Below are 13900 nucleotides of genomic sequence, written 5' to 3' on the forward strand. Positions count from 1 at the left end.
ATGCGCCCTCGCTACTCGTCCCTCGCCCCTTTCCCTTCATGCTAGCCGGAGCCTGACAATGCCAACCGACTACCTCGAACTGACTCTGCGCAGCAGTCGTATCGACATGCGCTCGGGGTAGATGCCGCGCTCAGCCTCCGACGGCGGCACACTGGCGTGCAATATTTTCGTAGCCGCCGAACGTGGCATCGGCGCCGCAGCCGGGACAACGTGGATCGCGCGCCAGCTGCAGCTCGCTGAAGCGCATATCCAGCGCATCGAAGCAGAGCAGACGTCCGACCAGTGAGTCGCCGATACCGAGGATCAGCTTCAGCGCCTCGGTCGCCTGCAGCAGCCCGATCATTCCCGGCAGCACGCCGAGTACCCCGGCCTCGCTGCAATTGGGTGCGTCGGCAACGGACAGCGGTTCGGGGAACAGGCAGCGGTAGCAGGGAGAATCGTCTCGACGCGGATCGAACACGCTCACCTGCCCGCTGAAACGCTCCACGGCGCCATAGACCATCGGCAACTTGACCCGCAAGGACGCGGCGGTCAGCAGATAGCGCGCAGCGAAATTGTCCGCGCCGTCGATCAGCACATCGTGGCCGGCCAGCAGACGCTCGACGTTGTCCGCCTGCAGGCGCTCCTCATGCGTCACGATACGCACGCGCGGATTGAGCGCCTGCAGCGCCATGCGCGCCGACTCGGTTTTTTTCATGCCGACGCGCGCATCGGCATGGATGATCTGGCGATGCAGGTTGGACCGTTCGACCACGTCGTCGTCGATCAGAGTCAGCTGACCGACGCCGGCCGCGGCCAGGTACAGCGCTGCCGGCGAACCCAGGCCGCCTGCGCCCAGCAGCACCACTTTGGCGTTTTGCAGCTTCGCCTGTCCGGCCTCGCTGACTTGGGCCAGACGCAGCTGGCGGGCATACCGTTCGCTCGCATCCGCGTCGAGACCACTGCGGAAAATCGGCAAGCCCTCGCTTTTCCAGCGGCCAAAGCCGCCGGCCACCGAGCTCACTCGCCGATAGCCCATGCGCCGCAGCGATTCGGCGGCCAACAGCGAGCGCTGCCCGCTGCCGCAGATCAAGGCGATCGCCCGATCGCGATCGGGCTCGGCCTGTTCGATGCGCAGCTCGAGAAACCCGCGCGACAGGCCCAGCGCGTTGGCGGGCATGCCCGAGGCACGCTCCGCATCCTCGCGCACGTCGACGAGCAGGCCACCGTGCGCCTGCGCGGCCAACGCCTGAATGGGCGTGATTTCGGGAATGATGTTGCGCAACGCGTCTAGCCAGCCGTCGCGATTCAGTGGTCCGTTCATGCCGCCAGTCTACGAGATGCCGACCGGCGCGTGATGAAGACCGCTCAGCGCGTGCGCTTGATCAAGTCGCTGACCCGGCGGCGAGCCTTCTGCTGCTGCTCTTTGGTCAGCACTTTCTTGCGGCCGGCATACGGGTTCTCGCCTTCGCGGAAGGCGATGCGCACCGGCGTGCCTTCCAGCTTGAAGCGCTTGCGGAAGAAGTTTTCCAGATAGCGTTGATAGGCCGGCGCGATGTGCTTCGTGCGGGTGCCGTGGATCACGATGGTCGGCGGATTGGTGCCGCCCGGATGCGCAAAGCGCAGCTTGGGCGCATGACCGTTGACCAGCGGCGGCTGGTAGCTCTCGTAGGCTTTTTCCAGCGTCTTGGTCAGCTCGGACGAACCCATCTCCTTGGTCGCCGAGAAATGAGCGCGTACCACGGCGCGCATCAGCTCGCGTAGACCGGAGCCGTGCAGCGCCGAGATATGCACCTGCTTGGCCCAGTCGACGAACACCAGCCGACGATCGAGCGCACGGATGCACTCGTCGCGCTGGTACTTGTCCATGTCGTCCCACTTGTTCACCGCGATGACGATCGCCCTGCCCTCGTCCATCGCATAGCCGATCAGGGTGAGATCCTGATCGGCGAGATTCTCGCGCGCGTCGATCATCACCACGACCACCTGCGCCGCAGCGATCGACTGCAGCGTCTTGATCACGCTGAATTTCTCCAGCGCTTCTTCGACCCGCGCCTTGCGGCGTATGCCGGCGGTGTCGATCAGCGTATAGCGCTTGCCGTCGCGCTCCAGCGGCACGCGGATCGGATCGCGCGTGGTGCCTGCCACGTCGGAAACGATCAGCCGTTCTTCGCCGAGCAGGCGGTTGATCAGCGTGGATTTACCGGCGTTGGGGCGACCCACGATGGCCACGCGGATACTGCCGCTCTCGCCGTCGCCTTCGACCGCACTTTCTTCGTCGACCGGCAGCAGCGGCAGGATCAGATCGATGAGATCTTCGGTGCCGCGGTTGTGCGCCGCCGACAGCGGCACGGTGAAGTTGATGCCGAACCCGGCGAACTCGGCCAGGGCGTTCTGCTCGTCCAGGCCGTCGGTCTTGTTGACCGCGGCGATGATCTTTTTGCCGGTGCGGCGCAGCTCGTTGAGGATCACATGATCCTGCGGCAGCAGGCCGTCTCGCGCATCGACCACGAACACCAACACATTGGCTTCTTCGATCGCCAGACGCACCTGCTTGGCAGTCAACACATCCATGGCTTCATCGACGCCGGACAGACCGCCGGTGTCCACCACCACGAACGGCCTTTCCCCGGTACGGCAAACGCCGTAGTGGCGATCGCGGGTGACGCCCGGCATATCGGCCACCAGGGCGTCACGGCTGCGCGTCAATACATTGAAGAGGGTCGATTTACCGACATTGGGGCGACCAACTAGAGCGACGACGGGCAGCATGGTGTGTACATGGTCTCCGCGATCAATGCGCGGATAGACGATAAGCGCCGATATGGCCCTTTACATCTTCAACGTAAACAGTATCGCCAACCACCAGCGGCTGGGCGCGGATGGCCTTTTTCTTGGACAGACGCTCGCGCGCCGCCAGGGCGCCGTCGCCGATCTGCAGCCAATGGATGTAGCCTTCCATATCGCCGACCACGACATAGTTGCCCTGCACGGCAGGACCGGTCAGCCAGCGATACTTCAGCGCGTCGCTCTTCCAGATATCCGCACCGCCGGTCTTGTCGAAAGCCCAGACCTGGGAATCCTCGTTGACGCCATAAAGCGAATTGCCGCCCAGCGCCAGCGAGACGAAGGTGGAGAACGGATGGGTCCAGATTGGACGGCCGCTGGGGCCATCCACGGCCAGCAGGTTGCCGTGATAAGCGGCACCATAGAGCACCGCGCCGTCGAGCAGGATCGAGCCGTCGGCATCGTCGAGGCGGTCGATTTCGGTACGTCCCTCGCCGCTGGCGAGCCTCTGCTCCCACAGCTTGGAGCCGTTGTCCAGACGCAGGGCGACCAGGCGACCGTCGTCGCTGCCATAGAAGATCACGCCGTTGGCCGCCAGCAGCGAGCCGTTGCCGCGCAGGCTGAGCAGCGGGACGGTGTCCTGGTCGTAAACCCAGCGGCGCTTGCCGGTGGCCGATTCCAGCCCGTAGATGCGGCCGTCCTGCGTACGTGCGATCACCAGATCGCCCACGATCACCGGCGAAGCCAGCACTTCGGAGGACAACTCGGCTTCCCAGCGCGGGCTGCCGTCTTTGGCGTTTACTGTGTAGACGTGACCATCGAGCGTGCCGACGGCGAGCAGGTCGCCGACAACGGCCGGGCCACCAGCGTAAAGCGCATCTTTGCGCTTCTTGTCACCCCAGCCGAACCAGCCCTTGGTGCGCGTGCTCTTGGTCCAGATCGTCTTACCGGTGGCCGCATCGATAGCGGCCAGCTTGCCGTCGGTGCTGTCGGCGTAAAGCACGCCATCGACGACCGACGGACGCAGGCGCGCGCCGGTCTCGCCGGCACCACTGCCGACGCGCGTTTCCCAAACCCGGGTAACCTGCACGGTGGGCTTGAAATCCTTGGCCAGCGGCGTCGGCGGCTGGACGTTTTCCTTCTTGAACGAATGGCAACCGGCAAGTCCCACCAGCGAAATCAGCAAGACGCGTTTCATTATTTCAGCTTTCATGCACCCTGCTTCCCGGCCACGGCCAAATCATCGAGTTTCATCTGCAGCGCACCGCGTTGCGGCGCCTGCTCTTTCAGCGCCGACAGCGCGGCCTGATAAGCCTTGCGCGCATCGTCTGCGCGCCCAAGCTTGACCAGCACATCACCACGGAGTTCCTGGGCCAGGCCCTGATAGCTATTGGCCGGTATCGCATCGAGCGTCGCCAGCGCGGCCGTGCCGTCATTGCGCGCCAGCTCAACCTGCGCCTTGCGCAGCTGGGTCAGCGACTTCAGTACCGGGTCCGTGGCATGGGCGACTGCCCAATCCAATGACGCCTCGGCCTTGTCCAGCTGTTTGGCCTGCACCTGCTGCTTGGCCCGATCGCTGACGGCAAAAACCGCGTACGGCGATTTTTCGTAGTCTTTCATCAGCTGATCGACGATGGCGTTGGCGGCCTCCGGCTTGTTGGCAGCTACCGATACCTGGGCGAGCTTATACAACTGGGCCGCATTGGCCTCGTTGCGCGCCTGATGGTTACGCCACTGCTGCCAGCCAAAAATGCCAACCAGGCCGATGGCGATGCCCACGACAATCGACAGCCCGTTCTCGCGCAGCCACTTTTGAACGAGTTCGCTTTGTTCGTATTTGTCGTATTCGTCAAATGCCATGAATCATCCTTCAAAGTCACTCGATCACCGGCCCGTGCTCAGGCCGCGCGAGGGATGGAAGTAAAAGCCGCTCGTCTCCGCCGTGAGGCGAACACACGGTGCGCAAGCATAACCGAAAAGGGCCGCTCGAAGCGGCCCCGGTATGGATCAGAGGCTGGCCGCGGAGGCCTTGCCGTCCTGCACCTGTACGCGAAAATGCGCTACGTTGGCATGCCGGAAATCATCCAGCCCGACAGGCTGGCCATCGATGCTGATCTGCGCGCCATTGGCATTGCCGATGCGCACATCCAGCGGCTGATCGCTGTGATACGTCTTGCTGCTTCCGGCCGGCAGCAGGCCGTATTCGAGCCGCTTGCCGTCCTTGCCGATCACTTCGACCCAGCTGGCGGCGTCAACCGTGACGCCGAGGCTGTGACTGCCGGTGCCCGTATCCACGGCGACCGGAGCAGCCGACTTGGCCGGCTGCAGGTTACCGCTGTCCATGCTGGGAAAAGGCGCCATCGACGCCATCAGCGGCTGATCCTGGGGAGCCGCTGCCACAACACTCGGCGGCGGTGCCGGAATCTGCGCCACAGCGCTGCTGCCGGCGGACGCATTCGCCGCGTTTGCAGTACTGCTGACTGCAGCAGGAGCGTCCTGCTGCGCCACCGGGGCCGCATCGAGCGGCGCCAAGTGGGTCAGGCTGCGATCCATCGTGCCGCGCACGCCCAGCCAGATCATGGGCACCACGATCACAGCGGTCAGCACCACGTAGGTCGCTGCCGTGGCGTAGCGATCCAGCAAAAAGCGCGAGTGCGAGATGCCGCCGGTAGCCACCAGCGGCGGCTCGACCTGCTTGATGCGATCGAGCTCGACCTGGATCGAGGCGTCGTTGATGCCCAGAAACTGGCCATATTTGGTGATGTAGCTGCCCAGATAAATCTTCGAGTCGATACCCTCGTGCATATCCTGTTCAAGCTCGCGCAGCACGCGCACAGGCAGTCGCAGCGAACTGGCGCACGTCTCGATACTCAAGCCTCGCGCCTCGCGTGCCGCCTTCAGTCGGCTGCCAAAACTGATGGCCTGCGTCGCTGCTGAAGTCGCGTCCATATCGAGCAGGTTGACCCCGAAAAGATCGGGCGTGCTCTTGCCGGGTTCGGTCGGATCAGGCTGCATGGAAGTCATTGGCTGACAGTGGTATTGAGGGCGCGCGCCTGTTCCGAATCCGGGAACTGGGTTTGCAGCCGAGTGCGATAAGTAAGGGCGCCATCCTGGTTGCCCAGATGAGATTCGATATCGTAACCGAGCTTCAATGCCGCCGCCGTTGGCGTCCCCAGCGCATCGAAGCGCTGAATGAAAGCCCGCGCCCGGAACGCATCGTTATTCAGATAGAGCGCTTTGGCAAGCTGAAATAGTGCTTCGCCGTTATTGGCGTTGCGCGCAATGGCATCGCGAAAGCTCGATTCCGCGGCTGCCACTTCGTGGTTGCGCAGTTGGCAGATGCCTTCGTTGGTCAAAGCAATATCAGGCGTCTGGTAAAACGGATCGGCGATCGCCTTCTGAAAATAACCGTAGGACTCGGCATAGCGACCGGTCGAGCAAAGAAATAAGCCCAGGTTGTTGTTCGCATCGCCCTTGGTTGGCTCCAGTGCGACGGCCTTGCGATAGTGGATCTCGGCCTGGGCCGGCTGATTGATGCGTTCATAGACAACAGCAATCACCGTATGCGCGGGGGCGTAGTTCGGATCGAACTGCAGGGCTGTCGTCAATTTGGCCAAGGCTTTCTGCAGATCACCGCTGGCCAGATAGCGCTGCCCCAGCTCGGTATGCACGCGGGCGGCTTCCACCGCCTGGTCCGCCTTGCTCGTTTGCGGCATGTTCTTGCCGATGGGGTTGCTGTCGGTATGCGTGGTCACGCAACCGGCCAGCGGCAGCAGCAGGCTAAGCATCAGCGCGCGATTAATGCGCATGTACGCTTTCCTCGTCCTGTTTCTTGCGGATATCGGCGCTGCGTCGCGTGCGGTCGGTGACCTGCCCCGCCAGCTGGCCGCAGGCGGCGTCGATATCGTCGCCGCGAGTGCGACGCAACATGGTCAGCACGCCCGCATTGAGCAGCAGCGTCTGGAAATCCCGGATATCGGTGGCGCCTGAGCGCTCGAACCGGGTGCCCGGGAACGGGTTGAACGGAATCAGGTTGACTTTGCAGGTCGGCAGCTTGCGCATCAGCTTGATCAGCTGTCGGGCATGCTCGGGCTGATCGTTGACGCCCTTCATTAAGGTGTATTCGAAGGTGATCGAAGTGCGCGGCTTACGCGCGACCCAGCGCTGGCAGGCGGCGATCAGATCCGCAATCGGATAGCGTTTGTTGAGCGGCACCAGTTCGGTGCGCAGCTCGTCGTTGGCCGCATGGAGTGAAACCGCCAGCGAGACGTCGATGGCGTCGGAAAGTTGGTCGATCTGCGGCACCATGCCGGCGGTCGACAGCGTCACGCGCTTGGCAGCGAGGCCAAAGCCCAGATCGTCGCGCATCAGGCTCATGGCTTTGACCACCGCGTCGAAATTGGCCAGCGGCTCGCCCATGCCCATCATCACTACATTGGTGATGCGGCGATTCTGATGGGTGATATTGCCCAGATATTTCGCCGCCACCCACACCTGCCCGATGATTTCGGCGGTCGACAGGTTACGGTTGAAACCCTGCGCGCCGGTCGAGCAGAACTGGCAGTTGAGCGCACAGCCGATCTGCGAAGAAACACACAGCGTTCCGCGCGTGGGCTCGGGTATGTACACGGTCTCTACCGCGTTGCCCTTGTCCATGCCCAGTAACCACTTGTGCGTGCCGTCGGTGGCGGCCTTGTCGAGCATGGTCTTGGGTGGACCGATGTAGCACGAGTCGTTGAGCTTGGCGCGAAGCGCCTTGCCCACGTCGGTCATGTTCTCGAAGTTATCTTCCAGGTCGTGATAGATCCACTTCATCACCTGCTCGGCGCGGTAAGGCTTCTCGCCGATCTGCGTAAAAAAGTCGCGCAGACCCTGCCGATCGAAATCGAGCAGATTGACCTTCGCGATCTTTGCGTCAGATGAAGTGGTGGCTACCTGGTTCATGTTTCTTCGAGAGCGCGGCCAGTGAAGGCCGCTTTCGTTTCCCTGAAATCCAATGATGGAACGACGAATTACCTGGACAGCACGTCGGTCGAAGCGAAGAAATAGGCGATTTCGACCTTGGCGGTATCGACGGCATCCGAACCATGCACGGCATTGGCATCGATGGAGTCGGCGAAATCGGCGCGAATGGTGCCTGCGGCGGCTTCCTTGGGATTGGTGGCGCCCATCAGATCGCGATGCTTGAGCACGGCATTCTCGCCTTCCAGCGCCTGGATCATCACCGGACCGGAAATCATGAAATCCACCAGTGCCTTGAAGAACGGACGCTCGCGATGCACGGCGTAGAAACCCTCGGCCTCCTGACGCGACAGCTGCTCCATCTTGGCGGCAACGATCTTGAGACCGGCCTTCTCGAAACGCGCATAGATTTCACCGATGACGTTCTTGGCGACGGCGTCGGGCTTGATGATGGAAAGAGTGCGCTCGAGCGCCATGGGATCTGCTCCGAAAGGATTTCAAAAAGGCTGTCATGGCCAACAAGGGCCGACAAAAAAGGCTAAACCTTACGTGGAATATGGGTTTAGTACAGGAAAGTTTGACAGATTCTACCGGATACGCAAATCACCTGTCCTTAACAAGGATCACGAATCCAGAGGGATGTTTGACGATGACAAACCGCTCCGCGTATCCTCAAACGATCGTTTGAACCGACCCTCTGCCGCAGGATGATTGTGCAAGTGAACCCGTCCGGCTCCACCAAGGAACGCATATTGGGCGCGGCCGAGTCCCTTTTTGCGCAGCGCGGCTTCGATGGCGCCTCGCTGAGGCAGCTGACATCGGCCGCCGGCGTGAATCTGGCCGCGGTCAATTATCACTTCGGCTCGAAGGAAAAACTGGTCGAACAGATTTTCCGACGCCGGCTCGATGCCTTGAACAACAGCCGCCTGCAGGCCTTGTCGCTGGTCGAGGGGGCCGAAACGACCACACTGGAAGATGTGCTGTCCGCCTTTATCCGACCCGCGCTGGACCTGTCGCACGACGAGTCGGGTTCGTTGTTCATGCGCGTGCTGGCTCGCGCCTTCGCCGAGCACGACGACACGCTGCGGCAGTTCCTTTCCGACAACTACGGCCACGTGATGCGCCAGTTCACTGCGGAATTTGCCCGCCTGCTGCCGCAGCTGACGAAGCAGGAGCTGTATTGGCGCATCGACCTGGTCAGCGGCGCGCTGACGCACGCCATGTCGGGCTTCGGCATGATCCAGCGCAAAAGCGGGGTCAGCGAGATCGAGCACCGCGAAGAGACCGCGCAGCACCTCATCCGTTTCGCCGTGGCCGGACTCAGTCACCCCTAGACCTCAGCCAAGTCCGTCCTCACACCGACATCGTTTCGTACAACGGCCGGCAACGGCCGCACTTTCCCACCCAAGCTTTGCGTTCGTTCTACTGGAGAAGCCAATGACCGCTGCATCCGAGTCACATCCACCCCTGCGCATCCGGAAGGCCGCCGTGCTGGGCGCCGGCGTCATGGGCGCGCAGATCGCCGCGCACCTGACCAACGCGGGCGTCGAAACCGTGCTGTTCGACCTACCCGCCAAAGAAGGTCCGAAGAGCGGCATCGCGCTGAAAGCCATCGCCAACCTGGCCAAGCTGTCGCCGGCACCGCTGGCCGACAAAAACTTTGCGGCCGCCATCATCCCGGCCAACTACGACGAACATCTGGATCATTTGAAGGATGTCGACCTGGTGATCGAAGCCATTGCCGAGCGCATGGACTGGAAGCTCGATCTGTACAAGAAGATCGCGCCGCACGTTTCCGCCACGGCGGTGCTCGCCAGCAACACCTCGGGCCTGTCGATCAACGGCCTGGCCGAAGCGCTGCCGGAGCAGCTGCGCCACCGCTTTACCGGCGTGCATTTCTTCAATCCGCCGCGCTATATGCATCTGGTCGAGGTGATTCCGACCCGCCTGACCGACCCGGCCATCGTCGATGGTCTCGAAGCCTTCCTGACCACCACCCTGGGCAAGGGCGTGGTCATCGCCAAGGACACCCCGAACTTCATCGGCAACCGCATCGGCGTGTTCTCGATGCTGGCCGCGATGCACCACACCGAGCAGTTCAAGCTGGGTTTCGATACTGTTGACGCCCTCACCGGTCCGGCGCTCGGTCGTCCGAAGAGCGCGACGTATCGCACCGCCGACGTCGTCGGCCTGGACACCATGGCCCATGTCATCAAGACCATGGCCGACACCCTGCCCGACGATCCGTGGCTGAAATACTTCAAGGCACCCGCCGTGCTGCAGGGCCTGATCGACAAGGGCGCGCTGGGCTCGAAGACCGGCGCCGGCTTCTACAAGAAGGCTGGCAAGGACATCGTGGTGATCGACGTTGCCAAGCAGGATTACGTGCCGTCCGAGCAAAAGCCGTCGGACGAAGTTGCGGCCATCCTCGCGATCAAGGATCCATCGGAGAAGTTCGGCAAGCTGCGCGCTTCCAGCGATCCGCAGGCGCAGTTCCTCTGGGCCAGCTTCCGCGACCTGTTTCATTATTCCGCCTTCCATCTGGCCGATATCGCCGACACCGCGCGCGACGTCGACTTCGCGATCCGCTGGGGCTACGGCTGGAAGCTCGGTCCGTTCGAAACCTGGCAGGCCGCCGGCTGGCAGCAGGTCGCCGAGTGGATCGACGAGGACATCAAGGCCGGCAAGGCGATGAGCGATGCGCCGCTGCCGGCTTGGGTCACGGACGGCCGTAAAGGCGTCCATTCGAAAGAAGGCTCGTGGTCGGCTGGCGACAGCACCTACAAGCCGCGCTCGCAGCATCCGGTGTACGCGCGTCAGCTGTTCCCCGATCCGATCCTCGGCGAGAAGTTCGACCAGGGCGTCACCGTGTGGGAGAACGACGGCGTGCGTCTGTGGACGCTGGGCGACGATCAGGTCGGCATCCTCTCGTTCAAGACCAAGATGAATACCGTCAACGACCAGGTGCTCGACGGCGTGCAGCATGCGATCAAGCTGGCCGAAGAAAAGCTCAAGGCCGTCGTCATCTGGCAGACCGGCGAGCCGTTCTCGGCCGGCGCCGATCTGAAGGGCGCGCTCGGCCTGCTGAAGGAAGGCAAGTTCGACGACTTCGACGCCATGGTCGCCAACTTCCAGCGCACCAGCATGACCATCAAAGAATCACTGGTGCCGGTCGTCTCGGCCGTGCGTGGCATGGCCTTCGGCGGCGGCTGCGAATTCCAGATGCATTCGGCCCGTACCGTGGCCGCGCTGGAAAGCTATATCGGTCTGGTCGAGGCCGGCGTCGGCCTGCTTCCGGCCGGCGGTGGTTTACATGAGCTGGCCGTGCGCGCGGCCAAGGCCAATCCGGACGACCCGTTCGAATCGCTGAAAAAGGTTTTCGAAACCATCGCCATGGCCAAGGTCTCGGCCAGCGCGTTCGAGGCCAAGCAGCTCGGCCTGCTGCGCGACAGCGACATCATCATCTTCAACGCCTACGAATTGCTTTACGTGGCCAAGAAAGTGGCGCTGTCGCTGGCCGAGAGCGGCTACCGTCCGCCGATGCCGGCGCGCGCCATTCCTGTCGCCGGCGATACGGGCACCGCCACCTTCCAGGCCTCGCTGGCCAATCTGAAGGAAGGCTACTTCGCCTCGCCGCACGATATCGATATCGCCACGCGCATTGCAGACACCCTGTGCGGCGGCAAGATCGAGCGCGGCTCGCTGGTCGACGAAGAGTGGCTGCTGACGCTGGAGCGCAAGCACTTCGTCGAACTGGCGAAGACCGAAAAGACCCAGGCGCGCATCGCCCACACCATGACCACCGGCAAGCCGCTGCGGAACTGACTCTCCGCCGCAAAGGAAACCGTCGTCCCGTCGACTGCCGGGATGACGATCAAAAAATCAACGCACGTCGCCGCGAACCGCGCGACGTAACGGAGCAAAACTCATGAGCAAGCAAGTGCAAGACGCCTATATCGTCGCCGCCACCCGCACCCCGGTGGGCAAGGCGCCGCGCGGCGTATTCCGCAACACCCGTCCCGACGATTTGCTGGCACACGTCATCCGCGCCGTCGTGGCGCAGAGCCCGGGCATCGATCCGCATCGCATTGCCGACACCATCATCGGCTGTGCCATGCCCGAAGCCGAGCAAGGCATGAACGTGGCGCGCATCGGCGTGCTGCTGGCCGGCCTGCCAAATACCGTGCCCGGCGTGACTGTCAACCGCTTCTGCGCGTCCGGCCTGCAGGCCGTGGCCCAGGCAGCCGACCGCATCCGGCTCGGCGATGCCGACCTGATGATCGGCGGCGGCACCGAAAGCATGACTATGATCCCAATGATGGGCCACAAGATTGCGATGAACCCGGCCATCTTCGCTAAGAGCGAGGATTACGCCATCGCTTTCGGCATGGGCATCACCGCCGAAAAGGTCGCCGAAAAGTGGAAGGTCACGCGCGAACAGCAGGACGCCTTCGGCGTGGAAAGCCACCGCCGTGCGCTCGCCGCTCAGGCCGCCGGTGAATTCAAGGACGAGATCACGCCGTTCCAGTTGGACGATCATTACCCCGATCTGATCACCCGCGACATCACCACAGACAGCCGTCTGATCGACGCCGATGAAGGCCCGCGCGCCGGCACCACCATGGAAGTGCTGGGCAAGCTGCGCACGGTGTTTCGCAACGCGCAGTACGGCGGCACGGTGACCGCCGGCACGTCCTCGCAGATGTCCGATGGTGCCGGCGCCGTGATGCTGGCCAGCGAACAGGCGGTCAAGGATTACAACCTCAAGCCGCTGGCGCGCTTCGTCGGCTTTTCGGTCGCCGGCGTGCCGCCGGAAATCATGGGTATCGGCCCGAAGGAAGCCATTCCCAAGGTGCTCAAGCAGACCGGCCTCACTCTCGATCAGATGGACTGGATCGAACTCAACGAAGCCTTCGCCGCGCAGGCACTTGCCGTCATCGGCGACCTCGGCCTCGACCCGAGCAAGGTCAACCCGCTGGGCGGCGCCATCGCCTTGGGTCATCCGCTCGGCGCCACCGGCGCGATCCGCATCGCCACGCTGGTGCACGGCATGCGCAGGCGCAAGCAGAAATACGGCATGGTCACCATGTGCATCGGCACCGGCATGGGCGCGGCGGGTATTTTCGAAGCGCTCTGATCGATTACTGCTGGCCGCAAACCAAAAAGGCGCCGTACAACTACGGCGCTTTTTTATTGCCCAATGTCAGTGCTTATACGCGCTGCCGTGCGCTCAGCTATTGCGCTGCGCCGTATACGCCTGCAGGTGGCTCCAGGCCACGCTGAGCAGCGGCACGTCGATACCGAAGGCGCGTGCGCGCGCCAGCATGTCGCCCACGATATGCCCGCCCTCGATCGGCTGGCCGAACTCCAGATCGCGCAGCATCGAGGCGGTGACGGGCGAGCCATCCTGCGTCAGATTCCTGATCGCCAGCTCCTGCGCGGTAGCCGGTATCGGCAAGCCGCTGGCAGCTGCCACTTCGATACATTCGGCATAAAGCCGCTGCATGAAGTCACGACCATCGTCGGTGGCAACGATCACGCCGACGCTCGCGCGCATCAGGCAGGTGGCGGCAGCCAGCGCGGTCAGAAAGCTGTACTTGATCCAGATGTCCTGAACGATCGTCAGCGAATGCTTGTGTTCAACCTTCGCCTGCGAAAACGCGGCGGCGATGGCGGCGCAGCGCTCGCTGTACGGCTGGCCAGTGCGCTCGCCAAAGGTCACCGAGGCGGGCTTACCGAGATGAAGCACCTCGCCGCTGGCCGGCTTGGTCACGCTGATAAAGCACAGCCCGCCGAGCACGCGCGCCGTACCGAAGCGTCGATCCAGCGTCTCGTAGTGACGCAATCCATTGAGAATCGGCAACAAGGTAGTGTGCTCGCCCATCGCTGGCGCCACCGCGTCGAGCGAACTTTCCAGGTCGTACGCCTTGCAGCTGAGCAGAATCACGTCGAATGGCGCCGCGGCCGCCAGCTGTTCGGCCGTCAGATGGCGCACCGTCAGCTGTGCATCGCCCAGCGGACTGCGGATGATCAAACCGTTGGCATCGAGTTGCGCGGCGCGCGCTGGCCGCACCAAAAAAGTCACATCGACGCCAGCCTGCGCCAGCCGGCCGCCGAAATAGCCGCCGGTACCGCCTGCCCCGAGAACCAGAATGCGCATAAGAATTTGTCC

At 63.0% G+C, this 13900-nt stretch carries 12 protein-coding genes; 3 read left to right on the forward strand and 9 right to left on the reverse strand.

Features of this window, described 5'->3' with window-relative positions; translation table 11 throughout:
• Positions 1–130: 130 nt before the first annotated feature.
• The 8 genes from moeB to ndk form a co-directional block, all read right to left on the reverse strand.
• The gene (moeB, locus tag HDE78_RS00820; RefSeq protein ID WP_179476627.1) at positions 131–1303 is read right to left on the reverse strand and encodes a molybdopterin-synthase adenylyltransferase MoeB; all 1173 of its coding nucleotides are present in this window, start codon (positions 1301–1303) and stop codon (positions 131–133) included.
• 44 nt (positions 1304–1347) lie between these two features.
• Positions 1348–2751: a ribosome biogenesis GTPase Der gene (der, locus tag HDE78_RS00825; RefSeq protein WP_179476628.1), complete on the reverse strand. Its 1404-nt coding sequence runs from the start codon at positions 2749–2751 to the stop codon at positions 1348–1350.
• Positions 2752–2773: 22 nt separating this feature from the next.
• A complete protein-coding gene (gene bamB / locus HDE78_RS00830) occupies positions 2774–3979 on the reverse strand; it encodes an outer membrane protein assembly factor BamB (protein ID WP_179476629.1) in 1206 nt (401 codons plus the stop codon).
• Complete coding sequence (locus HDE78_RS00835; RefSeq protein ID WP_179476630.1) at positions 3976–4626, reverse strand: tetratricopeptide repeat protein; 651 nt, start codon at positions 4624–4626, stop codon at positions 3976–3978. Before HDE78_RS00835 ends, bamB begins: the two co-directional genes overlap by 4 nt.
• A gap of 147 nt (positions 4627–4773) precedes the next feature.
• Complete coding sequence (locus HDE78_RS00840; protein ID WP_343205633.1) at positions 4774–5781, reverse strand: helix-turn-helix domain-containing protein; 1008 nt, start codon at positions 5779–5781, stop codon at positions 4774–4776.
• 5 nt (positions 5782–5786) lie between these two features.
• Positions 5787–6575 (reverse strand): type IV pilus biogenesis/stability protein PilW, encoded by a 789-nt coding sequence (pilW, locus tag HDE78_RS00845; protein ID WP_179476632.1) that lies wholly within the window; start codon positions 6573–6575, stop codon positions 5787–5789.
• The gene (gene rlmN / locus HDE78_RS00850; RefSeq protein ID WP_179476633.1) at positions 6565–7710 is read right to left on the reverse strand and encodes a 23S rRNA (adenine(2503)-C(2))-methyltransferase RlmN; all 1146 of its coding nucleotides are present in this window, start codon (positions 7708–7710) and stop codon (positions 6565–6567) included. The genes pilW and rlmN overlap by 11 nt, the downstream gene beginning before the upstream one ends.
• A 68-nt stretch (positions 7711–7778) precedes the next feature.
• Positions 7779–8204, reverse strand: coding sequence for a nucleoside-diphosphate kinase (gene ndk / locus HDE78_RS00855; RefSeq protein ID WP_179476634.1), 426 nt, complete (start codon positions 8202–8204; stop codon positions 7779–7781).
• Between the two features lie 231 nt (positions 8205–8435).
• On the opposite strand from ndk, the gene HDE78_RS00860 reads away from it, so the two are divergent.
• The 3 genes from HDE78_RS00860 to HDE78_RS00870 all read left to right on the forward strand — a co-directional run bounded on the left by HDE78_RS00860 (position 8436) and on the right by HDE78_RS00870 (position 12865).
• Positions 8436–9062 carry a TetR/AcrR family transcriptional regulator gene (locus tag HDE78_RS00860; RefSeq protein WP_179476635.1) on the forward strand — a complete coding sequence of 209 codons (627 nt, stop codon included), beginning with the start codon at positions 8436–8438 and terminating at the stop codon, positions 9060–9062.
• Positions 9063–9165: 103 nt separating this feature from the next.
• On the forward strand, positions 9166–11553 hold the full coding sequence (locus HDE78_RS00865; RefSeq protein ID WP_179476636.1) for a 3-hydroxyacyl-CoA dehydrogenase/enoyl-CoA hydratase family protein: 2388 nt from the start codon (positions 9166–9168) through the stop codon (positions 11551–11553).
• A gap of 103 nt (positions 11554–11656) precedes the next feature.
• Positions 11657–12865: an acetyl-CoA C-acyltransferase gene (locus tag HDE78_RS00870; RefSeq protein WP_179476637.1), complete on the forward strand. Its 1209-nt coding sequence runs from the start codon at positions 11657–11659 to the stop codon at positions 12863–12865.
• Positions 12866–12958: 93 nt separating this feature from the next.
• Here HDE78_RS00870 and panE read toward each other — a convergent pair whose 3' ends face one another.
• Complete coding sequence (gene panE, locus HDE78_RS00875; RefSeq protein WP_179476638.1) at positions 12959–13888, reverse strand: 2-dehydropantoate 2-reductase; 930 nt, start codon at positions 13886–13888, stop codon at positions 12959–12961.
• Positions 13889–13900 lie beyond the last annotated feature (12 nt).

Source organism: Rhodanobacter sp. K2T2 (assembly GCF_013408815.1).
GTDB lineage: Bacteria > Pseudomonadota > Gammaproteobacteria > Xanthomonadales > Rhodanobacteraceae > Rhodanobacter.